Annotated in this window: 22 protein-coding genes; all 22 read left to right on the plus strand. The window is 32.2% G+C overall.

Annotated features, from left to right (window positions below):
- Positions 1 to 768 precede the first annotated feature (768 nt).
- The 22 genes from BMX64_RS15040 (at position 769) to BMX64_RS15145 (ending at position 24029) form a co-directional block, all read left to right on the plus strand.
- Positions 769 to 1638 (plus strand): ABC transporter permease, encoded by an 870-nt coding sequence (locus BMX64_RS15040; protein WP_091174192.1) that lies wholly within the window; start codon positions 769 to 771, stop codon positions 1636 to 1638.
- A gap of 261 nt (positions 1639 to 1899) precedes the next feature.
- Positions 1900 to 3126, plus strand: coding sequence for an ABC transporter ATP-binding protein (locus BMX64_RS15045; protein WP_091174194.1), 1227 nt, complete (start codon positions 1900 to 1902; stop codon positions 3124 to 3126).
- Positions 3127 to 3134: 8 nt separating this feature from the next.
- Positions 3135 to 3758: a class I SAM-dependent methyltransferase gene (locus tag BMX64_RS15050; RefSeq protein ID WP_091174198.1), complete on the plus strand. Its 624-nt coding sequence runs from the start codon at positions 3135 to 3137 to the stop codon at positions 3756 to 3758.
- On the plus strand, positions 3739 to 4797 hold the full coding sequence (locus tag BMX64_RS15055; protein WP_091174203.1) for a glycosyltransferase family 4 protein: 1059 nt from the start codon (positions 3739 to 3741) through the stop codon (positions 4795 to 4797). Before BMX64_RS15050 ends, BMX64_RS15055 begins: the two co-directional genes overlap by 20 nt.
- Positions 4790 to 5677 (plus strand): glycosyltransferase family 2 protein, encoded by an 888-nt coding sequence (locus tag BMX64_RS15060; protein ID WP_091174306.1) that lies wholly within the window; start codon positions 4790 to 4792, stop codon positions 5675 to 5677. Before BMX64_RS15055 ends, BMX64_RS15060 begins: the two co-directional genes overlap by 8 nt.
- Positions 5678 to 6586, plus strand: coding sequence for a glycosyltransferase family 2 protein (locus tag BMX64_RS15065; RefSeq protein WP_091174207.1), 909 nt, complete (start codon positions 5678 to 5680; stop codon positions 6584 to 6586).
- Between the two features lie 81 nt (positions 6587 to 6667).
- The gene (locus BMX64_RS15070; protein WP_091174210.1) at positions 6668 to 7531 is read left to right on the plus strand and encodes a glycosyltransferase family 2 protein; all 864 of its coding nucleotides are present in this window, start codon (positions 6668 to 6670) and stop codon (positions 7529 to 7531) included.
- A 10-nt stretch (positions 7532 to 7541) separates the two neighbouring features.
- Positions 7542 to 8324: a glycosyltransferase family 2 protein gene (locus BMX64_RS15075; RefSeq protein WP_091174212.1), complete on the plus strand. Its 783-nt coding sequence runs from the start codon at positions 7542 to 7544 to the stop codon at positions 8322 to 8324.
- 3 nt (positions 8325 to 8327) lie between these two features.
- Positions 8328 to 9335: a glycosyltransferase family A protein gene (locus BMX64_RS15080; protein ID WP_091174215.1), complete on the plus strand. Its 1008-nt coding sequence runs from the start codon at positions 8328 to 8330 to the stop codon at positions 9333 to 9335.
- Between the two features lie 3 nt (positions 9336 to 9338).
- A complete protein-coding gene (locus tag BMX64_RS15085) occupies positions 9339 to 10265 on the plus strand; it encodes a glycosyltransferase family 2 protein (protein ID WP_091174218.1) in 927 nt (308 codons plus the stop codon).
- Positions 10266 to 10284: 19 nt separating this feature from the next.
- Positions 10285 to 10962, plus strand: a complete 678-nt coding sequence (locus tag BMX64_RS15090) for an acylneuraminate cytidylyltransferase family protein (protein WP_091174221.1) — start codon at positions 10285 to 10287, stop codon at positions 10960 to 10962.
- A 141-nt stretch (positions 10963 to 11103) separates the two neighbouring features.
- Positions 11104 to 12144: an N-acetylneuraminate synthase family protein gene (locus BMX64_RS15095; RefSeq protein WP_091174224.1), complete on the plus strand. Its 1041-nt coding sequence runs from the start codon at positions 11104 to 11106 to the stop codon at positions 12142 to 12144.
- Between the two features lie 222 nt (positions 12145 to 12366).
- Positions 12367 to 13491 (plus strand): UDP-N-acetylglucosamine 2-epimerase, encoded by a 1125-nt coding sequence (neuC, locus tag BMX64_RS15100; protein ID WP_091174227.1) that lies wholly within the window; start codon positions 12367 to 12369, stop codon positions 13489 to 13491.
- Entirely contained in the window at positions 13491 to 14408 is a 918-nt protein-coding gene (locus BMX64_RS15105) for an alpha-1,2-fucosyltransferase (protein WP_091174231.1), read from the plus strand. Before neuC ends, BMX64_RS15105 begins: the two co-directional genes overlap by 1 nt.
- Complete coding sequence (locus tag BMX64_RS15110; RefSeq protein ID WP_091174233.1) at positions 14405 to 15802, plus strand: hypothetical protein; 1398 nt, start codon at positions 14405 to 14407, stop codon at positions 15800 to 15802. The genes BMX64_RS15105 and BMX64_RS15110 overlap by 4 nt, the downstream gene beginning before the upstream one ends.
- The gene (locus tag BMX64_RS15115) at positions 15795 to 16871 is read left to right on the plus strand and encodes a glycosyltransferase family 4 protein (RefSeq protein WP_091174237.1); all 1077 of its coding nucleotides are present in this window, start codon (positions 15795 to 15797) and stop codon (positions 16869 to 16871) included. Before BMX64_RS15110 ends, BMX64_RS15115 begins: the two co-directional genes overlap by 8 nt.
- 37 nt (positions 16872 to 16908) lie before the next feature.
- Complete coding sequence (locus BMX64_RS15120; protein WP_091174242.1) at positions 16909 to 18342, plus strand: MBOAT family O-acyltransferase; 1434 nt, start codon at positions 16909 to 16911, stop codon at positions 18340 to 18342.
- 215 nt (positions 18343 to 18557) lie between these two features.
- Positions 18558 to 18896, plus strand: coding sequence for a GIY-YIG nuclease family protein (locus BMX64_RS15125; protein ID WP_091174245.1), 339 nt, complete (start codon positions 18558 to 18560; stop codon positions 18894 to 18896).
- 188 nt (positions 18897 to 19084) lie between these two features.
- Positions 19085 to 19960, plus strand: coding sequence for a hypothetical protein (locus BMX64_RS15130; protein ID WP_091174250.1), 876 nt, complete (start codon positions 19085 to 19087; stop codon positions 19958 to 19960).
- Between the two features lie 23 nt (positions 19961 to 19983).
- On the plus strand, positions 19984 to 21336 hold the full coding sequence (locus BMX64_RS15135) for an alpha-1,2-fucosyltransferase (RefSeq protein WP_091174253.1): 1353 nt from the start codon (positions 19984 to 19986) through the stop codon (positions 21334 to 21336).
- 7 nt (positions 21337 to 21343) lie between these two features.
- The gene (locus tag BMX64_RS15140; RefSeq protein ID WP_091174260.1) at positions 21344 to 22495 is read left to right on the plus strand and encodes a glycosyltransferase family 4 protein; all 1152 of its coding nucleotides are present in this window, start codon (positions 21344 to 21346) and stop codon (positions 22493 to 22495) included.
- Complete coding sequence (locus tag BMX64_RS15145) at positions 22488 to 24029, plus strand: glycosyltransferase family 2 protein (protein WP_091174263.1); 1542 nt, start codon at positions 22488 to 22490, stop codon at positions 24027 to 24029. The genes BMX64_RS15140 and BMX64_RS15145 overlap by 8 nt, the downstream gene beginning before the upstream one ends.
- Positions 24030 to 24095 lie beyond the last annotated feature (66 nt).

Below are 24095 nucleotides of genomic sequence, written 5' to 3' on the forward strand. Positions count from 1 at the left end.
AGGGGTTGAATTAACGTTTATTGGTATTATTATTATTATTATTATTATTATTTCTGAAGAGCAATCTTTTCTTTTAGCGGACTTAACTTTTATTATAAATTGTGTTTGCTGAATCTTTTCTTTTGTCTTGATTACTCACGAGTTAATACTTTTTTGTGGTTCGTGAAACCTCGATTTCAAAAGAAACAAAAAGTATTCATGGGTTGACTGTATGTTTATTTATTGATACTTCTACTTTATATGAAGAACAATCTTTTCTTTTAGCTCACTTAACTTTTATTATAAGTGGTGTTCGCTGAATCTTCGATTTGCCTTGATGCAAAAGAAACAAAAAATAAAGCCTGAAAATCAAAAGCTTAAAAACGGTTTTATTTATTTACCTGACAGCCACTGGCAGTCCTCCTTTTAATTTCAAACATTCCGCAGCCCGAGCCGTTCGTCCTTAGTCCTCAACTCGCGGACTGCTGCCACTTTACTTTCTCGTTGTTTTTCTATGCTTTTTATTTAAGGGCGGGGTAAGAGTGGTGTGAAAAGCGTTAACGGAATTATTATTATTATTAACCCGTTGGGTGTAATTAAAATGGTTAGGAATTTGTTTTCTTTTTCGTTCATGCTAAAAAAAGTATTTGAGCTGCCGTTTTTAATAATTACACCCAATGGGTTAATTCTAGAGCAAATGGTTATATTTGCCTGATAATACCACCGTTGTATAAAGAAAATGAATGTCGGCTTGCGATGTCCCGCTTTGTACATAAGCATCCTAAAACAATGAATAATTCAGAAAATGGCGCTACGCCCTGGTTGTTTGAAATAACGCCTAAAAACAAATTCTTTTCACTGAATCTTAATGAGGTTTGGCAGTATAGGGACTTGTTGCTGCTTTTTGTTAAAAGAGATATTGTAACGGTTTACAAACAAACCGTTTTAGGTCCGCTCTGGTATTTTATCCAGCCGCTGTTTACGTCGGTTATTTTTACGATTATCTTCAATACTGTTGCAGGAATTGCTACTGGTAGTGTTCCGCCATTTTTGTTTAATTTGGCCAGTATTACTGTTTGGAATTATTTTTCCTCCTGTTTGTTGGCTACTTCGGATACTTTTAAAGCCAATGCCGGGTTGTTTGGGAAAGTTTATTTTCCAAGAATCATCATGCCATTATCTATAGTGCTCTCCAACCTGATTAAGTTTGGATTGCAGTTGCTTATTTTTATAGCCTTTTATATTTATTTTATAGTATCGGGGGAGTCCTTATCGCCCAATTTTACGCTCCTTTTTTTTCCGGTTTTAGTAGTCTTGATGGGGTTGTTGGGATTGGGTCTTGGAATGATTATTTCTTCCATGGTCACTAAATACAGGGACTTGACGTATTTAGTTACTTTTGGGATACAGTTGCTGATGTATATTTCGGCAGTCAATTACCCATTGGCATTGATACAAGAAAAGATGCCTGATTATTCGTGGATTATTGATTATAATCCAATGGCATATGTTATTGAAATATCCCGATATATGTTGTTGAACACCGGAAGTTTTTCGGTTGGTTCCTTTATATATGTTGGTGTTGTAGCGATAGCCGTTTTTTTTATAGGATTGCTGATTTTTAACAAAACAGAAAAAACATTTATAGATACGGTTTAGATTCCTCCCCCCGGCCCCCGGCCAAGGAGGGGCAGACGAGATGGAATTTGACTCAGAAAAGTTATAGTACTAGCGTATCCTTCCTTCGGAGGAGACGCTAGAGAAGGTTGGGTATTAAATTATTAAATGATTATTGTGGTTAAGGATATGATTCAGATAACTTCAATAATAAAATTTAAAAAAGAAAAAGTAGATAAAAAACATTTCTATTAAGTACCGGCCCCTACTCCTTTTGAGGGGGGCGGGAGGAGAAATTGCACTATGGGTAAAGACATTATATTAAAAGCTGAAAATATCTCTAAACAATACCGTTTGGGGCAGGTAGGTACTGGTACCATCAGTCATGATTTGAACCGATGGTGGCATAAATTGAGAGGGAAAGAGGATCCCTACCTTAAAATAGGCGATACGAATGATCGTAGTACCAAAGGTGATAGTGATTATGTCTGGGCTTTGCAGGATATTAACTTTGAAGTGGAGCGCGGAGAAGTCATTGGTATTATAGGAAAAAACGGGGCTGGAAAATCGACTTTGCTTAAAATTCTGTCGAAAGTGGCAGCACCTACCACGGGAAGTATTAAATCAAGAGGTAGGATTGCTTCTTTGCTTGAAGTGGGGACGGGTTTTCATCCAGAGTTGACGGGACGGGAAAACATTTTCTTGAACGGTGCCATTCTGGGAATGACCAAGAAAGAGATTGCTGCAAAACTTGATGAAATCATTGATTTTTCGGGATGTGAACGCTATATTGACACGCCGGTAAAACGATACAGTTCCGGAATGACGGTGCGATTGGCTTTTGCCGTAGCGGCATTTTTAGAACCTGAAATTCTTATCATTGATGAGGTTTTGGCTGTGGGCGATGCTGAGTTTCAGAAGAAAGCTTTGGGAAAAATGCAGGATATTTCAAGACAAGGCGGTAGAACGGTGTTGTTTGTGAGTCATAATATGGCGGCGGTAAAGAGTTTGTGTACTAGGGGGATTGTGCTTGAGCATGGGAAAGTGGTGTTTGAGGGGGGGATTGATGAGGCAGTTTCTGAATATTTAAAAGTTTATAACATATATAATAAAGCTACTTTTTTAAATGCCCCAATTTTAGAGGTAAATGTGGAACAGGAGAATGAACACTTAATTATTAAGGCAAAATATAATTCCAATGAAAAAATAGATATTCCAAATTTTGGATTTATTATATACAATGAATTTGGGAATCCAATTCTAGGTGGTAATCCTGTAATTCATAATTTAGAAATAGATATAGAAAAAAATTTTAAAATAGGTGAAATAGAAGCTAAAATTATAAATCCAAGATTAGTCGACGGAGCTTATACGATGTCTATCTGGTTTGGAGACAGTAAAGAGAATCATTTTGAAGCATTGGAATGTGTTATGTTTGAAATCAAATCAATGGTAGATATTAAATACGTTAATACTTCATATATTGGTAGTGTTACTCCAAATTTAGAATGGAAATTTAATATAAATTAAAAAGAAATATGAAAAATATTTTTAAGAAAGAAAAAAAAGCAAAATATCTAGAATTTGATAATTATTGGGTTCAAAGAGTTGAGACTACTGCAATTCAAAATAGACTTGCTTATTTCGAGGATCTTTGTTCTAATAAGACAGTGTTGCATTTTGGTTGTACTGATTGGCCAATTTTTGACCCCAACAATAATCTACATATTAAACTTTCAAAATGTACAAAGGTTTTGCATGGTTTTGATATTGATAAAGTAGGAATTGATAATTTGAAAAAATATGTCAATCAAGATTTTTTTTCTGATTTTTCAGAAATGTCTGATATAGAATATGATGTGTGTTTGGTTCCTGAGACAATTGAACATGTGGATAATGTTAAAACATTTTTAGAAGGATTGTCAAAAATAAAAGCGAAAATTTTTATAATCACAGCCCCAAATTGTTTTTCAAAAGAGCATTTATCTAGAAACTTTTATGGTGATGATTATTTTGTAGAAGTGGTTCATCCTGACCATAATTGTTGGTACAGTCCTTATACTTTGAGGAATCAAATTGAGAAATATTCTACTTTAAAAGTTGATAATGTTAAGCTTCTTGAAGAAGATAAAATGATATGTTGTGAAGCTAGAAAAATTTAAATTAATTTTCATTTTTATTCCTCATCACCATATAGGTGGAGCAGAGCGTGTACATCTTAATATTATTAAATCATTAAAATGGAAACCGATTGTTTTTTTTGATTATTCAAATACGTATAAAATTTCAAAGGAATTTAAAGAAAACGCATATTGTTTTCTAATAACAAATGCCAAAAGAAGAAAATTTGCGTTTCGTTTTCTTCAAATTATTTCCTCTTTTTTACCCATTGTCTTTTTTGGAAGTAACAGTAGTCTTTTTTATAATTTTATTACTAAACTAAAAAGTAAAATTATAGCTATAGATTTGACACATGCTTTCTCTTTTCCAGAGAATGGAATGGAAATTTCTTCTTTGCCATATATTAATTTACTGAATAAAAGAGTCGTAATTAATAATAGAACATTTGAAGATTATAAAATTTTATATAAAGAGAATGGTATTAATGATTCTTTTTTGAATAGATTCAGAATAATATCGAATGGAATAAAAATTTATGATTTTGATAGTTGTCAAATAGAATCTAGATTCTCTAATTTTACAATCGGTTTTGTGGGAAGGAATTCTCCTGAAAAACGACCTGAATTATTTTTTGAACTTATAAAAGAACTTGGAATAAAAGCTAAGGCTATAGGAGATAATTTTGGAAATTATAAAAAAGAATTTCCAAATGTTACATACTTTGAAAATTGTAATAATGAAGAGTTGATCCGGAAACAATTTTCAAATATTTCAATATTAGTTGTTACTTCAAGCCGTGAAGGATTTCCTTTAGTAATTATGGAGGCTATGGAATTGGGAATTCCTGTGATTTCTAGTAATGTTGGCAGTATATCCGAACATTTAATAGATGGTAAAAATGGATTTTTAGCTCCAATTGAACCTGTAAAATTTATAGAATTTGCTGCTGAAAAGATTATAAAGCTTATTGATAATAAAGAATTGTATTTTAGTTTATCTTTAAATGCAAGAGAACATGCAAAAATGAATTTTGCATTAGAAAATTTTAATGCCAAGTATCAAGAATTGTTTTATGAATAATCCTAAAGTTTCCATCATCGTTCCTTGTTACAACCAAGCCCAATACTTAGATGAAGCCCTACAATCGGTTTTAGAACAAACCTATGCCAATTGGGAATGCATAATTGTTAATGACGGTAGCCCAGATAATACGAAGGAAGTTGCTAATAAATGGGTTGAGAAAGACTCTCGTTTTAAATATGCTTTTCAAGAAAATGGTGGTTTGAGTAGTGCTAGGAATGTGGGTTTAAATATTGCAAAAGGTGATTATATACAGTTTTTAGATTCAGATGATTTTTTGGATTTTAAAAAGCTTGAATCATCATTAATTGAATGTAATAATATAAACAGTGATACTTGCAAAATCATAATTTCTAACTTTAGAATGTTTACTATTGATAAAAATGTATCTAGTATTCCATTTTGTGAGTTAAGAAAAGAGTATTTTACTTTTGAGGAAATGATTTTTGGGTGGGATTATAAATTTAATATCCCTATTCATTGTGGTTTTTTTGATACTAAGTTGTTTCAAAATTTTAGATTTTCTATTGAGCTCAAAGCTAAAGAAGATTGGATTATGTGGTTAACATTCTTTAAGAATCATGCGCATTGTGTTTTTATAGATAAGCCACTCGTTTTATATCGTATTCATTCTGATAGTATGACTAAAGAGGTTGAAATTATGGAAGATAATTATTTTAAAGCAATTCTTAGTTTGCAAAAGTTAGTTCCTGAAAAAGTTTATAATGATTATTTGATATTTGTATTAAACAAAAAAATGAAAGAGTTAGTTGTACTAAAAAAGTATATTATAAATTATCAAAATTCGAATGGATTTAAGATTTTAGAAAGATTTAAGAAAATTAAAAGTATACAATTATTAGTACGTTTTTTAAAATAAATGTTAGCAATAATAATCCCATATTATAAATTCACTTTCTTTGAAGCTACATTAGATTCGTTAGCAGTTCAAACCAATCAGCGATTTAAAGTTTATATTGGTGATGATGCCAGTCCTGAGAGTCCAAATGATTTGTTAGAAAAGTACCAACGAAAGTTTGATTTTGAATATCATCGTTTTGAAGAAAATCTTGGAGGGACTTCACTTACTCAACAATGGGAACGCTGTATTGCATTATCAAGTAATGAAGAATGGATAATGATTTTGGGAGATGATGATGTGTTAGGGGAAAATGTAGTGGAGGCTTTTTATGCAAATTTGTTAGAAATAGAAGAGGAGGGAATCAATGTAGTTCGGTTTTCGACGCAGAAAATAGATGATGAGGGTAAATTTATTTCTGAAACTTATTATCATCCAAGAATTGAAAATTCAGTTGATTTTTTATTTAGAAAAACAAGAAGTTCTTTGAGTGAATATGCTTTTAAAAAAGAGCAAGTGCTGAAAATTGGATTTAAAAATTTTTCATTAGGATGGTACTCGGATATTTTAGCTGTATTGGAATTCTCTAATTTTAAAAATATTTTTTCAGTAAATACTGCGAAAATTTGTATCAGAATTTCAAATAAAAGTATTTCAGGAAATGATTTTAATTTAGAATTGAAAACGAAGTCAACTTTTGATTTTTATTATTTTTTATTATCTAAAAAAAGTAATTTATTTAGCGAAAAGCAAAAGAGAGAATTATTCAGTAGAATATCCAAGTCCTACCTAAATGATAAAAAGAAAATAAATTATTTTTTTAAAATTTCTATTATTTGTTTTAAAAATAATGATTTTCATCAATATTGTAACTTTCTTTTATCTGTCTTTCGTAGTTTAAAAATTTCGTTAAATAAACTAAAGATTTAATAAAACAGTTAAATTATGCAAATACCACTAGTTTCTGTAATAGTACCATGTTACAATCAAGGATAATTCCTTGAAGACGCAATTAATTCCTTACTCTTACAAACGCATACTAATTGGGAATGTATTATTGTAAACGACGGGTCAAATGATGATACAGATGAAGTGGCTAAAAAATGTTGTTCTAAAGATCGAAGGATAAAATATTTTAAAAAGGTAAATAAAGGTGTTTCAAATGCTAGAAATTTTGCTGTAAAAAAATCTATAGCAGATTATATTTTACCACTCGATGCCGATGACAAATTACAAACGAATTATATAGAAAAATGCTTAGAAATTCTTTTGAATGATGATAAAGCAAAAGTTGTTTATGGAATTGTTGAAAATTTTGGAGCGTCAAGTGGAGCATTAAAATTGGCAAATTTTGATTTTGATTATTTAATATTTAGTAACATGATTCATTGCTCTGGGCTTTTTCGTAAAAAAGACTGGGAGAAAGCACAAGGTTATGATGAGAAAATGGTTGAAGGTTATGAAGATTGGGAGTTTTGGGTTAGTATGTTGAAACATGGCGGGTATGCAAAAAAAATAGATACTGCCTGTTTATATTATAGATCTAAACCTCTGTCTAGAATGAAAGGCATCGATAGTAAAAAGAGATATAAATTAATTGCTTATATTATGCATAAACATCCAGAATTATATTCTAAGTTCCTATTTAATTATTCAAAAGAATTAAATATTAATTTTTCTTACAGTTATTATTTGGGTATTAAGATGTACCAGAAGGAGGATTTAATACAATTGCAAAAGGCAAAAGAGCAGTATGTTTATCGATTAAATGAAATTTTGAAAGAATACACTTATTTTCAACGGAAAAAAATTCTATTTTATTGGTATAGAAAAGGTAAGCTTAATTTAAGTTTTATTAATTTTCTACTATATTAATCTCTCAAATATGATATCAGTAGTAATAAGAAATAAAAATCAGGATAAAGCTTTAGAGTTTTTACTTCGTAATTTATCTGAAAGGTATAAAGGGGATTTTGATGAAGTAATTGTTTTAGATAACCTATCTACAGATGACAGTAAACTTATCTCTGAAAAATATAAAGCCAAATTTATCACGGTAGAAAAGTTTAGTTATGGAGCTAGTGCAAATCTAGCTGCTGAAACTGCTAAAAATAATATTGTTATTATTTTTAGTGCACATTCATTTCCTGTGAGCCATGATTTTTTTAAATTGATAAAAGAAAAATTTAAAGGACGAGAAGATGAACTTGCGGGTTTACGATGTTTGCATAATATTAATGATTATTCAGGCTATATAAATAATATTTCAAGTAGTGACGATTACAATAAGGCAGGGCTAATTTTTGCATGTTCAGCATTTAATAAGAAAGTTTGGCAAAAACATCCATTTAAATCTGATATTACTACTTTCGAAGATAAAGAATGGACCAAAAGAGTTGTTGCAGAAGGTTATAAAATAGAGTTTGTTCCTTCAATTTTTTGCTATCAGATAAATAGAACAAAGGCACAAAATTTCTTTAGGTTTAAAAACGAAGTTATTGGAAGTTATCAACTACACCATAGTAATTTTACAATATTTAAATCTTTTAAAGGCTTTTTACACTCAGGTTTTAAAACAACTCTAAATTGTTTTATCGAAATTTTTTACATATTTAAAAGGTTCTTTTTTATGATTAAATTTTTAACAAATAAACCCAACAGATTTTAATCTATGCGAGTAGGCTATAACCCATATAAAGACCAAATTCTTGAAGGAACCTATCATCATCAGGTGGTAATTCCAGTTTATATTCCTAATCAGGAAGGTTATTTTAAGGATAGTTTTACTATTTTAAAATTGTGTTTAGAGTCATTATTCAACACCATTCATCAAAAAACTTTTGTCACTATTGTCAATAATGGAAGTGAAAAGTTGGTTTCCCATTATCTAGATTTACTTTTGAAGGAAAACAAAATACAGGAACTTGTTCATACAGAGAATATAGGTAAACTCAATGCCATCCTAAAAGGATTGGCAGGGAATGACATTGAACTGGTTACGATTTCAGATGCAGATGTTTTGTTCTTACCCAATTGGCAAATGGAAACCATGAAAGTGTTTAAGGAGGTTCCTAAAGCAGGAGTCGTGGGTATTGTGCCTCAGTTCAAAATGTATGAAAGTAATTGTGGGAATGTGTTATTTGACACCTTATTTAATTCAGAACTTCGATTTGTACCTGTAAAAAACAAAGCTGCTTTAATTCGTTTTTATGATAGTATTGGTTGGGACAGGAATTACAATCAAGATTATTTAGCCTATAATTTGGCATTAGAAATTAATTCTGAATTGAATGTTTTGATTGGTTCAGGACATTTTGTAGCGACTTATAAAAAAGATATTTTCGAAACTATCATTACGTACATTGGCTATAAAATGGGAGGAAATAGTGAAGGTTATCTAGATTCTTTGCCTTTAAAAAAAGATTATTGGAGGGTTACTACTCAGGATAATTATGCCTACCATATGGGGAATACTCTTGAAGATTGGATGGGAACACTTGTTGTTCTAAAAACTAAACAAGAAGTAGTCCATTATAATTTTGAAAATAAAAAGAGGGTGCATCCTATTTTATATTGGATGAAAAACAGATTGTTTGTCAAATTTATTTCAAGTAAGCTTTTGGTGAAATTGTTTTTGAAATGGAAAAAATTACCAAAAGCAATAATTGAAAAATATTAATACATGCAAGTAGTCTCTAAGAAGTTTTCAATATTGATTACAACCAAAAATCGTCTAGAGGATTTGGTTTATACCTTACATAAAATTCAATATTTAATTGAAAAAACCGATGTTGAATGTGTTATTTTTGATGACGGTTCTACCGATGGGACGTATGAGTTTGTAAAAGAAAATTTCCCAGAGGTAAAACTCGAAAGAAATCCCTATTCTAAAGGATATTTGTATTGCAGAAACAAAATGTTGAATGAGACAAGGGCTGATTTTGCCATTTCACTAGATGATGACGCTCATTTTGTAACAGAGCAACCATTAGAATTGATTGCTAATTATTTTGATAAAAATCCTAAAGTTGGATTGTTGGGATTTAGAGTATTTTGGTCTAAACAAAATCCTAGTAGCATATTTTCGAGTGATTTGTCTATCCGTATGAAAAGTTTTGTTGGTTGTGCTCATGTATGGAGAATGTCAGCTTGGAGAGCTATTCCAAATTATCCGGAGTGGTTTGTTTTTTATGGGGAGGAGGATTTTGCCTCGTATCAATTATTCAAAAAGAATTGGGCAATTGATTATTTACCGGAACTTTTGGTTCATCATCGCGTTGATTTGAAAGCAAGAAAAGATAATACGGATTATAGTCTTCGTTTAAGACGTTCATTATGTTCTGGATGGAATTTGTATTTCTTATTTTTACCACTTCCGCTTATTCCAAAAAAAATGGCGTATTCCATTTGGATGCAATTGCAATTAAAAGTTTTTAAGGGAGATTGGAAAGCACTGAAAGGACTTTTATTAGCACTGATGGATTTGTTGTTCGCACTTCCAAAAATAATAAACAACAGGAATCGTTTGACGGGTGCTGAGTATGAAGCATACCAAAAACTCCCAGAAACACGATTGTATTGGAAACCAGAAGAAGAAGCCACACTTTAAATCATAAGATGAGTTGCATATGAAAAACATAGCCATCATTCCTGCACGAGGAGGATCAAAACGGATTCCGGAAAAGAACATTCAATTGTTTGGAGGATTGCCTTTATTGGTACATTCGATACAGTATGCAGTTGCGAATAGTGCCTTTATTGATGCCATTTATGTTTCTACAGATGATCCCACTATAAAAGCAATAGCATTAGCTTACGGGGCTAAAGTCATTGATAGACCAGATCATCTTTCAGGAGATTTGGAGCCTACCCTTACTGCTGTTCAGCATGTTCTAGGAAATATAGGTTTTGAAGTTGAAAATGTCATATTGTTGCAGCCCACCAATCCGTTGCGCCCGCCAAATTTATTGAAAGATTGCCTTGAAAAATTCCAAAATGAAAAAGTCGATAGTTTGTTTACCGTTACTCAAAACCATCAGAAATTCGGAAAAATCACATCTGGAACCTTTGTTCCGTTCAATTACGAAATTGGGCAACGCAGTCAGGATTTAGAACCGCTTTATTTTGAAAACGGATTGTTGTATATTACAAAGGCAAAGTCCATTCTTGAAAATAAAATAATTACAAAAAATGCATTTCCATACCTGGTAAATCATATTTTTGCTCACGTAGATATTGATACGAAAGAAGATATGGAGTATGCGGAGTATTTAATTGAAAAAGTGTCTCGACCGCGCTCGACATGACATAAAGCAACCAGTAAGAGAACGTGTCTCGATTGCGCTAGACAAGACAAAATGCAATATAGTTGTCCTTTCGAGTCTTTCGGTGATTGCTGAAGACAGGCTAAATTACAAGATAAAATAGATAACTCACAACAGAAAACCATGAACCCATATATAGAAATTGCCGGAAGAAAAATAGGTCCTGATTATCCACCCTTAGTTATTGCTGAAATAGGCATTAATCACGAAGGCTCTTTGCAAGTGGCCAAAGAAATGGTTGATGCCGCAAAAAGAGCAGGTGTTGAGGTGGTGAAGCACCAAACCCATATTGTAGCAGACGAAATGTGTGGAGCTGCCAAAAAAGTAATTCCGGGTAATGCCGATGTTTCTATTTACGAAATTATGGAACGTTGTTCCTTGAACGAAGCTGACGAATTGGACTTAAAAAAGTATGTAGAAAGTAAAGGCATGCTCTTCATATCAACTCCTTTTTCTCGTGCCGCGGCTGATCGGTTGGAGGAATTCGATGTACCCGCCTATAAAATAGGATCCGGCGAATGTAATAACTACCCATTATTAGAGCACATTGCTTCTTTTGGAAAACCTGTACTATTGAGTACCGGGATGAACACCATTGCAAGTATTCGCAAAGCCATTGCTATTTTTGATAAACATAAAGTCCCTGTTGCAGTATTGCATACTACTAATTTATATCCCACACCGATTCATTTGGTTCGATTTGGAGCCATGATGGAAATGCATCACGCTTTTCCGGATAAAGTTTTTGGTTTATCGGATCATACGTTGAATAATAAGGCGTGTTTAGGTGCTGTCGCTTTGGGTGCCAGTATTCTGGAACGCCATTTTACAGACCACATGCAGCGGACGGGTCCCGATATCGTGTGCAGTATGGATGAACAAACTACAAATGAATTACTACTAAGTTCCAATGAAATGTGGCAAATGCGCGGTGGAGTCAAGGAACCCGCTTTAGAAGAACAGGTAACTATAGATTTTGCTTTTGCGACCGTTTGTGCGATTAAACCAATACAAAAAGGAGACGTGCTTACCAAAGAAAATATTTGGGTGAAACGTCCTGGAACCGGAAAAATTCTAGCAGAACATTTTAATGATTTAATCGGTAAAGTGGCAACCCGAACTATCGCTAATGACGAACAATTAGATTGGATCGATTTTGCTTAGTGGTGACTTTATCCTATTTTGTTTGAATAAAAATTAAAGCTCATTAGCCCATTGGGGGTACTTACTATTAAAAATGGTTCTCGATACATTTTTTGTTTCGTTTTACTACACAAAAAAACACTGGAACTGACGTTCTGGATAATTGCACCCAACGGATACACATTAATAAATAATACGGATTACTAAAAATATCTCGACTGCGCTCGATATAATAGCATTATAATGAAAAAAATAGTATTCCTGACGGGAACCCGAGCTGATTTTGGTAAAATAAAATCACTGATTACCATCCTTGAAGATCAGGATGATTTTGAAGTATTTGTATTTGTAACCGGTATGCATTTGCAAGAAACCTATGGATACACCCTGATAGAAATTGAACGGTGTCATTTTAAGAATGTTTCTACTTTTGAGAATCATACGCATGAAACCACGATGGATTTAACTTTGGCTAAAACCATTGAAGGCTTGTCAAGCTATTGCAAAGAAGTAAACCCTGATTTGATTGTGGTTCATGGAGACCGGGTTGAAACTTTGGCGGGTGCTATTGTGGGCTCCTTAAATAATATTTTGGTTGCCCATATTGAAGGCGGTGAACTCTCCGGAACGGTAGATGAATTGATTCGGCATAGTGTGAGTAAATTGAGTCATATTCATTTTGTTTCTAATACTGATGCGGCCAAACGGTTGTTGCAAATGGGAGAGGTTAAAGAATCTATTTTTACTATTGGTTCGCCAGATGTTGACGTAATGTTCTCTGATACATTACCGGAACTAGCTGTGGCAAAAAGTTACTATCAAATAGATTTTGATGTGTTTGCTATTGTTATGTTTCATCCAGTTACTACAGAAATTGACCAGATGGAGCAGCATGCTATTCAATTTGTAACGGCATTATTAGAAGATACTCACAATTATGTAGTGGTTTATCCCAACAATGATTTAGGAAGTCGATTGGTTTTAAGTGCCTATGAACAGTTAAAAGGGAACTCTCGATTTCGAATTATTCCTTCTTTACGATTTGAATATTTTTTGACATTATTAAAAAATTGTCAATTTATTATCGGAAATAGCAGTGCCGGAATAAAGGAAGCACCTTACTATGGAATCCCTATTATTAATATTGGTACTCGTCAACGAAATAGAACCGTTGATGCAGCTATAATCAATGTGGATTATAATAAAAAAAATATTTCAGAGGCTTTAAATGGTATTGATTCTCATCAAGTGGTTCAATCCCATGTTGATTTTGGGGAAGGCAATAGTGCCGAATTGTTTTTAGCATGTCTTCAGAAAGAGATTTTTTGGAAAATGAATCATCAAAAACAATTTAAAGACTTTATTTAATGATTACATTTTTAAATCTTGGAAAAAAAGGTAATTTAGGGAATCAATTGTTTCAAATTGCTTCAACTATTGGTATTGCAGAAAAAAACAATCAAGAATATTGTTTTCCGTTTTGGGATTATGCTGATTATTTTGAATTCAATTTCAATACCTGTTCCAATATAGATGATTGGATATCAATAAGAGAAAATAAATTTAATTACTATAATTGGGAAGTTGCTCACGAAAATTATGATTTAAACGGATGGTTACAAACAGAAAGTTATTTTTCTAATTCAAACATAAAAAATGTATTTAAATTTAAAACAGAATTTGAAGAAAACCTTTTGGAAAAACAAAAACATCTTTTTACTCAAAAAACTATTTTAGTTACTGTTAGACGAGGTGATTTTGTAAACAATCCGAACTTTTTTCAATTAACATACAAATATTATTTAACGGCATTATTAACTCATTTTGAAAATTTAAATCAGTACAATATCATTTTTGCAAGCGACAACATCAACTACTGTAAAAATCATTTTTCATTTTTGCCAAATGCTTATTTCTTAGAAAATTTAAGTCCGATTGAACAAATGTGTTTGGGAAGTAAATTTGATAATTACATTATTAGTAACTCAACTTTTTCGTGGTGGATGGCATGGTTAGGAGAAAAGAAAAATTCTAAAATTATTAGACCTATTCATGTTTTTGATGGTGAATATTTAAAATATTATAATGAATCGGACTTTTATCCAAATCGTTGGATTCAGCATGATGAAAAAAAGTACAGACTTTCTAATGATTATTTAAAGCTGAAAATTTATGGTCCTTTTAATATAGGATGTACTAAAATTTCTTATTTTTTTAAAAGTAATAAGAGAAAAATTACTAAATCTATTAAGAATTCAATTAAAAAAATTATTGGTTATAAATGAAAAAACTAGGCATAGTAATCACCGACGGAGTAGGTTTTAGGAACTTTGTTATGAGTGACTTTGTTACAGAAGCATCTAAACAGTTTGAAGAAATTATTATCTATTCTGGTTTGGCCAAAAGTTGCTACAGTAGTTTTAATGGTGCAAATGTTGAAATTAGAGAGTTGCCTCTATTTGTAGAGGGGAAATGGACCTGGTTTTTCAGGAAATGGAAAGAATTAGCCCATTTGCAACAGTACAAAACTTTTTATGGAATGAACGATAATCTCGTTTCTGGATATCCTAAAAGTAATTCTGTTCGTGCTTTATTGATAAAAGGATTGTATTTTTTTACTCGTATTATACACTCAATCGGTAGTATCTTATTCGCCGAAAAGATGCAGTTTTTGTCTTTTTCCAATGATAAAATTACGAAAGGCTATATGGATCTCCTTCATCAGGATAAACCTTCTCATTTATTTTTTACCCATCAAAGACCACCGTATTTAGCACCATTTTTATATGCTGGAATTAAAAATAAGATCCCGGTTAGTACTTTTATTTTCAGTTGGGATAATTTGGCTTCAAAGGGGAGGATGTTGGGTACCTTTGATTATTTTTTGGTTTGGAGTGATTTGATGAAAACTGAATTGCTCTATTTTTATCCTAATGTGAAAAAGGAAAATGTGAAGGTGGTGGGTACCCCTCAATTTGAGCCTTATGTAATGGATAAATACAAAACGGAGAAAGAGGATTTCTATTCGAAGTTTAATTTGGACTGGCATAAAAAAACGATTTGTTTCAGTTGTGCTGACGCCAGTATTGGTCAAAATGATGCCCTTGTCATTCGAGCGATAGCCCAAGCGATTCGTGAAAATGCAATTGGTTTACCGTGTCAGTTTTTGGTCCGGACTTCTCCTGCAGAAAGTCCGGAGCGCTTTGCAAGCATAAAGAAAGAGTTTCCGGAAATCATCTGGAACAATCCCAAATGGATTTTGACTCGGGAAAATCATGCCGAAAGGTGGTCACAACGTATCCCAAGTGAAGAAGATATCAAAGATTTGCGTTCGTTGTTGGAATATGTAGACTTGAATGTCAACATGTGTTCCACTATGAGTCTAGATTTTATGTTGTTTGACAAACCGGTTATTAATACTGTTTTCGGGAATCCTAACAATGGATTATATGACGACCAACGATTTTTAGGATATGATCATTTTAAAAAAGTAGTAGACAGCCAGTCAGTTACTATTGCTAAAAATGCAACTGAATTAATAGCACAAATCAATGAGGCTTTGATTAATCCTACATCAAGAACAGTACAAAGAACAACGATGATTGATTTACAAATAGGCGAGCCTTTATCAGGAACCAGCAAGCGGATTGTTGCAACTTTATCTCAATGGAATGACTGAGTCAAGAAAAATAGCGGTACTTTGTAATTATGAGCTGCTTCCTGAAAGAGTGGGTGGAATGGATTACTTTTTTTGGTATTTTGATCAAAAGTGCGAAGAAAATGGGATTCAAGTGGATTGGTTTTTTCCTAATCAATCTGATCATGGGAAGTATTCTAATCTAGCAGTTTTTAATAGTAATTATGAATCTGTGGAAAACTATTTTCTTGATTTTTGCAAAGCGAATAAAACGGATTATTCTCACATTATCACTCATTTTGTGGAATTGTGCACTCCTTTTTTTTATAAAATAAAATTAGTATCAAACGCCAAAATTATAGTGGTTGACCACAATCCAAGACCTTTGAACGGCTATTCTTTTAAAAAGAAAATAGCGAAACGAGTTAAAGGGATTTTATATTCCAGACATATAGATGTTTTTGTAGGGGTATCTGATTCTACAAAAAAGTTAATGATCATGGATTTTGGATCTCATATAAAGAGAAAAGCAATAGTTATTTTGAATGGATTAGATGTTTTGCAATTCAAACAAAAAAGCAAATTTTCTTTTAATAATAAGTTTATTGTTGCATCCCATTTAAGGAAAGAAAAAGGAATTCAAGATTTAATTTTAGCGGTTCAAGATTTAAGGTCATTTAGTTTTACGATTGATATTTACGGAGCAGGATATTTTGAGGGCGAATTAAAAAAAATGGTTCAGGATCTTTCTCTACATGATTTTTTTAATTTCAAAGGAAATATTTGTAATCTGCATGAAATGTATTGCAATTATGATTATTTGATTCATCCTTCACATGGAGAAACTTTTTGTTATTCCGTTGTCGAAAGTTTGATGAGTAATTTACCGGTAATTACAACTCGTAATCAAGGAAATGTTTTAGGTTTGGTACTTGAAAATGAAAATGGCTTTTTATTTGAAGAAGCCAATGTTTTGGAATTAAAGGAAATTTTACAAAATATTTTAACTCATAAATTAAAAATAGATGATTGTCCGTTAAATGATACCTTAGATAATTTGTCTTTGACGAAAATGGTTGCTAATTATTTTGCTTTACTACTGAAGAAATAACATTAATTTTACCTCCGTTAATCCGCTATAATAATCTATGTTTTTCAATTCCCTATCTTTCGCTATATTTCTGCCTATTGTATTTGTACTATATTGGTTTGTTTTTAATAAAACTAAAAGCACTCAAAATGCAGTCCTCATTATAGCGAGTTATTATTTCTATTCCTGTTGGGACTGGCGTTTTTTATTCTTGTTGGTTTTTTCCACGTTTTTAGATTACTATACCGGTATTCGCATTGAAAAAGCCAAGACATCAATGGGTCGAAAATTATGGTTTTGGTTCACTATTACCATAAATCTAGGTTTCTTAGGCATCTTCAAATATTATAATTTTTTTGCGGATTCCTTTTCCGAATTATTGAATGGGCTCGGGTTACAAACAAGTCCTTTATTACTTAACGTTATTCTGCCGGTGGGTATTTCCTTTTATACGTTTCACGGATTGTCCTATGTGATTGATATTTATCTAAGAAGAATAAAAGCCGAATATAACTTTGTGGATTATTCGCTGTTTGTCAGTTATTTTCCATTGCTGGTTGCCGGACCTATAGAAAGAGCAACCCATTTACTGCCTCAGGTAAAAGTAAAACGCATGTTTGATTTTGATAAAGCCAAAGAAGGGGTGTATCAGTTTGTATGGGGATTGGTTAAGAAAGTAGTTATTGCTGATACCTGTGCCACCTATGCCAATGCTATTTTTGACAATTATGAATCTATGAATTCGTTGTCGTTGCTGTTGGGTGCTTTTTATTTTGCTTTCCAGATTTATGGGGATTTTTCGGGTTATTCCGATATGGCTTTGGGAATGTCCAAACTATTTGGAATTGATTTACTGCGTAATTTTAATTATCCTTATTTTTCCAGAGATATTGCTGAGTTTTGGCGGCGTTGGCACATTTCACTCTCGTCCTGGTTCCGGGATTATTTATACATTCCATTAGGAGGAAGCAGTGGCGGTATGGGTATGAAAATTCGCAATACTTTTATCATTTTTCTGGTGAGCGGATTTTGGCATGGGGCCAACTGGACTTTTATTGCTTGGGGGTTTATCAATGCGTTGTATTTTTTACCGTTATTGCTTTTAAAGAAGAATCGTTCTAATATGGAAACGGTGCAATTGTATTGGAATTTTGATTCGTTCAAAGTTTTTTTAAGCATGATCAGCACTTTTCTTTTGACCTGTTTAGCCTGGATATTCTTCCGAGCAAAATCGATAGGAGAAGCTTTTGATTATATTGGCCGGATTTTTACCAATCAAAGTTTTCAGTCTCAATACTTAGAAAACGAACGCTATAATTATGAAATAATACTCTTGATTCTGGGCTTTGTATTGGTCGAATGGAAGAGCCGAACACAAGTGGAGCCTATTTCAGGAAAATACAGTAGTTTAAAATTAGCGTTATGCATTGCGGCGGTAGTTGCTTTGGGAACGTATTCCGATTATAAGGAATTTATTTATTTTCAGTTTTGATTTGTCCAAATCAAGCGCAGTCGAGATTAATTTAAAAGAAGAAACGTCATGACTGTGGTAAGGAGATACTTTTGTCAAAATTATTCTGAAAACAAGAGGCGTCTAGACTGCGCTCGACGTGACAAAATGATTTGAGTTCTTCGACTGCGCTTAGGATAGGCTGTAATGGTATTGTCAAATTGAGCGCAGTCGAGATTGGTAATTAAAAAGGGTTTATGAAATTCTACTATGTATATATTCTTAAGTGCAATGATGATAGCCTTTATGTAGGGGTAACTTCTGATGTTGAAAGAAGAGTAATGGAGCACAATGCGGGCAAATATACAGAAGCTTATACACATAGCAGAAGACCAGTTTCATTAGTTTTTTATCAGGATTTTACGGAGCCTAATCAGGCTATTGAGTTTGAAAAGAAATTAAAGAAATGGAGCATGGAAAAAAAACAGGCATTAATTGATGGAAATTTTGAACGAATACAGAATTTATCAGAATGTAGAAATGCAACACATCATAAGTACAAACCAGATGGGGATGGCAAAGAAGTTGAAGAATAGTATGACTAAGCGTCTCGACTGCGCTCGACGTGACACCCGAGTTGAAATATTATATTTTTGTCCAATCAAGAACAGTCGAGATTCATTTAAAAGTTAAACTGTCTCGACTGCGCTCGGCATGACAGTACGAGTTGTAATATGATGCTTTTGTTACAATTTTACAAACAACAATAATTATAAAGTTACGCATGAAAAAATTTATAGTATTCGCTTTCAAAACACTAATCGTAACGGTATTAATTGCTGTTGTCTTAGACTTTATATATACCGCTGTTTATTTGAATTCTTCCAACAGAGGTAAAATAGACTATATTTATAATTCTAAAGCCAGAAAATATGATGTGGTGATTTTAGGTTCCTCCAGAGCGAACAATCATTTTGTTGCTCCGATGTTTGAGGAAAAAGGATTGAAAACCTTTAATTTTGGCATGAGCGGTTCCCATTTATTTGAAGCTTCGCTACTGCTGAAACTGATGGTAGAGCGGAAGTACGTTATAAAAAACCTGATACTGGAAACGGATTTGAATCTGTCTAATGAACATCAAGCAGAAGGAATAGCAGCCAAATTTCTGCCTTATATTCATCAATCGGATATTATTAAGGAGCATTTTTCTAAGGAGAAAAATTTCAATCAATTGTATTATATCCCTTTCTACCGCTATGTTGCTTTTGACTCCAAAATTGGATTTAGGGAAATGTTTTTTAATAGTATTCATAAGAAAACAGTTCATTTAGATCATCAAGGGTATTATCCATTAGGGAATAAAAAGGGGAATATGAAAAATGATATACGCGCTTTGAAACCCATACCCAATAAGTATTATCAAGAAATCAAGCAAATTTGTGCAGCCAATAATATTAATTTTATTGCAATTATGACTCCGATGTGTTCCAATACCAAAGGATTGGATTATTTTGATAAAGTAAAAAAACTATATCCTGAAATTCACAATTATGAAAACGTGGTGTTAGAAGATCGCTATTTTTCGTCGTGCGGACACATGAATGACACAGGTGCGCGATTGTTTACTGCGCGAATTATAAAAGATTTTTTTAATAAATAATTTCTGTTAAAGTATTTTGTAAAATGTTAACATACACTAAGATAGGGAAGAAAGGACATTTGGGGAATCAGCTTTTTCAAATTGCGTCTACTATTGGCCTAGCAGTTGCAAATAAACAGGATTTCGCTTTTTTAGATTGGAAATATCAGAAATATTTTAAAAACAAATTACCACTTTTAACCTTAGACCTTTCAAGTTTTATAAATGTTGAAGAAAAAGAATATAATTTTCATCAGTGGAATTTAGAAACGGGAGCTTATGATCTTTCCGGTGGATGGTTTCAAACAGAAAAATACTTTGACAGTGTATTAACCAAACATTATTTTGAATTTTCGGATGCTCTAATCAATCGGCTTAAAATTTTATATGAAGGTACTTTCAATAAGCGGACCATTCTGCTTTCAATCAGGAGAGGCGATTTTGTTAATCATCCTGATTATTTTCAATTACCAATAAATTATTATTTAAATAGTTTGGCTCAATTTTTCCCGGATTGGGAATCTTGTAATCTGATTGTTTTAAGTGATGATATCAAGTATTGTAAATTTCACTTTTCATTCTTAAAAAATGCTTTTTTTGGAACGGGATTAAATGAAATAGAGCAGCTTTGTCTCGGTTCGTTGTGCGATGATTTTATAATAAGCAATTCTACCTTTTCATGGTGGACGGCATGGTTAGGAGAAAAAAATGATTCGAAAGTAATAAGACCATTTAAGAATTTTGATGGCCTAAAAAGCAAGGAATTTAACGATAAAGATTATTTTCCAGAACGTTGGAAGGCATACAATCATTTAGGAGAAAAAATATATTTAGAAAATACCATTATTGCATTAAAAAAACCGGATAAAATAATTGAAGACTACTTGAAAGTTAATTTTTCTTTTGACAATGAAAATGAATTGTTTTATTGGTCACAATTAAAAGAGAATAAAATTGAAATTAAAAGTAATTTGGTTTTGATAAACAATTGTATTATTCCGCCTTTTTGTATTTATGAATCCATAAATAATATAAAAAAGCAAAAAGTAAATTCAGTATATTTTTTACTTGGAAAATTTATTTTTATTTCTAGATTTTTAGATTATACTGTTTTTAATAAACAATTTGATTTTGGGATATTTACAAAAATAATGAATGCGAGTCTTCATAAGGATAAAAGAAAAATGGTATTTATTTCTTTTAATAAAAATGAAGTGAAAATTTTAAATAATATTGAAAAATTTGATATTGAGAAACATTTAGATTTTAATATCCATTTTACTCATGCAGGAAAGATAAAAAACATATTTGGAAACAAGTATTTTTTAAAGAAGAAGAGAGAATTGTTTATAAAGAGCATTAAAAGAGCAGCTAAGAGACTATTAAAACTAAAATAAAGATAAGATGCATATTGGTTTTATTACATCCCATTTTCCGTTTCATGATTCCAAAAGTGTTGGTGGAATAGGAACAAGTATAAAGAATTTAAGCGATGGACTTGTTAACTTGGGCCATACTGTCAGTGTTTTTGTTTATGGCCAAGAAACAGATAAAAACTTTATAGAAGATAACCTAAAAATTTATAAAATTAAGAACGTAAAATTCAAAGGACTTTCTTGGTTTTTAACCCGAAAAAAGATTGAAACAGTAATTAGGAGAGTTAATGATTGCGATGCTTTGGATATCGTTGAAGCACCCGATTGGGAGGGGATTACTTCCTTTATAAAAACAAGATGTCCTTTAGTAATAAGGTTAAATGGTTCAGATACTTATTTTTGTCATTTAGATGGAAGAAAAGTTAAATTGAAGAATAAATTTCATGAAAAGAGAGCCTTAGAGAAAGCCGATGGAATAATTTCTGTTAGCCAATATACAGGCGACTTAACAAATAAAGTGTTTAATCTTCAAAAAGAGATTGTTGTTATTCCTAATGGTATTAATTTGAAAAACTTTCAACCCAAACCAGCAGTTGAAAAATCACAAGTCATTTTGTATTTTGGAGGGATTATTAGGAAAAAGGGAGTGTTGGAAATACCTCATTATTTTAACAGAGTGATACAAAAAATACCAAAGACAAGAATGATTTTAATAGGTAAAGATATGCCTGATAAAATATCGGGTAACGCCTCAACATTGCAAATGATGGAGGGTCTTTTTTCAGATGAAGCTTTAAAAAGAGTTGCTTTCCTTGGGAGTGTTCCCTATCAGGAAATAAAAAAGCATATAAATAATGCTACAGTATGTATTTTTCCATCTTATGCTGAGGCGATGCCTGTTTCATGGCTTGAAGCCATGGCACTTGAAAAAGCAATAGTTGCTTCAAATATTGGTTGGAGTAACGAAATTATTGAAGAAGGTGTAAATGGATTTAAAGTGCAGCCGGATAAACATGATGATTTTGCAAAAAGAATAGTGATGTTATTAGAAAATGAAGAATTAAGAAAAATGATTGAAATAAATGCAGGGAGAACAATTGCTACTAAATTTTCTACTGAAGTGACTGCAATTCAATCCATAAAATTTTATAATGATATAATAGCTCAATATAATGATTAATTTTAAGGAATTTGTAAATTCAAAAGGAGAAATAATTCTATATACTGGCAATCCAAATTTACAAAAATTAGATAATTTGTCTATTGGTTTAGGTGATATTTGGCATAGTTCATTTGAGCAAGGGTATAAAAATGCTTTTCCAGAATTGGTCTATCAAACGGCTACTTTTTTTTGGTATTTAAATGATTTTGATGGTCTTTCCGAGTGTGTGAGTTGGAGGGTGAATCCCAATGCATTTGCGGTACGGAAATCGGTTTGGGAAAAAGTAAACGGTTTCGATAGGGAATATGAAAATCTTCACATGCAAGCTCTGGATTTTGGTTATAATGCGGTAGGAAATTCAGGTGCAGTATCATTATATATAAAAAATTTATTTGAAATTAATACAATTGAAAAGGTAGAAATATCGGCTAGAGATCGCCATACATTTTTTATAAAAAATTTCAAGGTAGAGCATGCCCTATATATGATTTATAGACAAGGTTTTTGGAAATGGAACGAATGGGATGCTTTTTTTTATGCAAAGAATACTTTTAAAAAATTTATCGTTAAACCAATAGTAAAGCCTAGAGTTTTAAAATCCGTAGAAGGCAATCCAAAGGTGAGTTATATTATTCCTACTATGCTTCGTCAAGATTATACGTTGCAACTACTAACTGATTTAGAACAACAAAGTTATTCTGTTACTCAAGTAATTATAGTTGATGGAACTCCTGAAGTTTTTCGTGACGAGGGTTTGTATCATCAGAAAAAATACCCGTTTGAATTAATTGTAAAATGGCAGGAATCGAAAGGAAGCTGTAGGGCACGAAATGAAGGCATTGATTTATGTACGGGTGATTATGTTATTTTTGGGGATGATGATATCCGAATTCCACCTGATTTTATAGAAAATCACATTCGTTTTTTACAAACTAATAATTGTGGAGCCTGCAATGGCTTGGACATTCGAGCGGATCATCAAAAGCAAGATTTAAAGGATTTGAAAAAAAAACTAGACCACCTAGGGAATAAAAGATGGATAGCTGGTTGTGCACAAATGTTTAGTAATGCCAATTCCTGTGTAAAAAGAGACTTTGTAACGCAATTGGCAGGAAACGATGTTAATTTTGATGGGGGTTACGGAGAGGATAGCGATTTTGGAATGTCATTATCAAAAATAGGAGTTACGGTATTACATAACCCATTCTCGGTAAATTTACATCTTAAACCCCCTACAGGAGGATATCGGTTTTGGGGAACTCAGGCTAAGATTATAGGGAAAAAACGCAAGTCACAACCTTGGGAATTGGATGCTCCCGTAAAATGGATTCGGCCTGTGCCAAGTCCCACAGTTTTGTATGGTATTGTTAAACATTATACCCCTCAACAAGTATTAGAATACAAGCAAAAGCATTTTTTTCTTTACCTGTTCAAAGGAACAAAAATGTTTTTTTTATTTCGATTCATTCGAATTCCCTACAAAAATATCCAATTTAGAAAATCCCTGTTTTATGCCAAGAAATTAATGGCATTAGGCAAACGAACTCAATAAACTAAGTCATTTGATCCAGTCTATTTCAATACTAACAGCATCCGAAATTAGCCATTGTGTTTTTGA

Source organism: Flavobacterium sinopsychrotolerans (genome assembly GCF_900110375.1).
GTDB lineage: Bacteria > Bacteroidota > Bacteroidia > Flavobacteriales > Flavobacteriaceae > Flavobacterium > Flavobacterium sinopsychrotolerans.

What these genes read in the sequence shown, in the direction of transcription:
- BMX64_RS15040 (WP_091174192.1), top strand. Translation starts at nt 769, where the DNA reads ATGAATAATTCAGAAAATGGCGCTACGCCCTGGTTGTTTGAAATAACG.
- BMX64_RS15045 (WP_091174194.1), top strand. Translation starts at nt 1,900, where the DNA reads ATGGGTAAAGACATTATATTAAAAGCTGAAAATATCTCTAAACAATAC.
- BMX64_RS15050 (WP_091174198.1), top strand. Translation starts at nt 3,135, where the DNA reads ATGAAAAATATTTTTAAGAAAGAAAAAAAAGCAAAATATCTAGAATTT.
- BMX64_RS15060 (WP_091174306.1), top strand. Translation starts at nt 4,790, where the DNA reads ATGAATAATCCTAAAGTTTCCATCATCGTTCCTTGTTACAACCAAGCC.
- BMX64_RS15065 (WP_091174207.1), top strand. Translation starts at nt 5,678, where the DNA reads ATGTTAGCAATAATAATCCCATATTATAAATTCACTTTCTTTGAAGCT.
- BMX64_RS15075 (WP_091174212.1), top strand. Translation starts at nt 7,542, where the DNA reads ATGATATCAGTAGTAATAAGAAATAAAAATCAGGATAAAGCTTTAGAG.
- BMX64_RS15080 (WP_091174215.1), top strand. Translation starts at nt 8,328, where the DNA reads ATGCGAGTAGGCTATAACCCATATAAAGACCAAATTCTTGAAGGAACC.
- BMX64_RS15085 (WP_091174218.1), top strand. Translation starts at nt 9,339, where the DNA reads ATGCAAGTAGTCTCTAAGAAGTTTTCAATATTGATTACAACCAAAAAT.
- BMX64_RS15090 (WP_091174221.1), top strand. Translation starts at nt 10,285, where the DNA reads ATGAAAAACATAGCCATCATTCCTGCACGAGGAGGATCAAAACGGATT.
- BMX64_RS15095 (WP_091174224.1), top strand. Translation starts at nt 11,104, where the DNA reads ATGAACCCATATATAGAAATTGCCGGAAGAAAAATAGGTCCTGATTAT.
- neuC (WP_091174227.1), top strand. Translation starts at nt 12,367, where the DNA reads ATGAAAAAAATAGTATTCCTGACGGGAACCCGAGCTGATTTTGGTAAA.
- BMX64_RS15105 (WP_091174231.1), top strand. Translation starts at nt 13,491, where the DNA reads ATGATTACATTTTTAAATCTTGGAAAAAAAGGTAATTTAGGGAATCAA.
- BMX64_RS15110 (WP_091174233.1), top strand. Translation starts at nt 14,405, where the DNA reads ATGAAAAAACTAGGCATAGTAATCACCGACGGAGTAGGTTTTAGGAAC.
- BMX64_RS15115 (WP_091174237.1), top strand. Translation starts at nt 15,795, where the DNA reads ATGACTGAGTCAAGAAAAATAGCGGTACTTTGTAATTATGAGCTGCTT.
- BMX64_RS15120 (WP_091174242.1), top strand. Translation starts at nt 16,909, where the DNA reads ATGTTTTTCAATTCCCTATCTTTCGCTATATTTCTGCCTATTGTATTT.
- BMX64_RS15125 (WP_091174245.1), top strand. Translation starts at nt 18,558, where the DNA reads ATGAAATTCTACTATGTATATATTCTTAAGTGCAATGATGATAGCCTT.
- BMX64_RS15130 (WP_091174250.1), top strand. Translation starts at nt 19,085, where the DNA reads ATGAAAAAATTTATAGTATTCGCTTTCAAAACACTAATCGTAACGGTA.
- BMX64_RS15135 (WP_091174253.1), top strand. Translation starts at nt 19,984, where the DNA reads ATGTTAACATACACTAAGATAGGGAAGAAAGGACATTTGGGGAATCAG.
- BMX64_RS15140 (WP_091174260.1), top strand. Translation starts at nt 21,344, where the DNA reads ATGCATATTGGTTTTATTACATCCCATTTTCCGTTTCATGATTCCAAA.
- BMX64_RS15145 (WP_091174263.1), top strand. Translation starts at nt 22,488, where the DNA reads ATGATTAATTTTAAGGAATTTGTAAATTCAAAAGGAGAAATAATTCTA.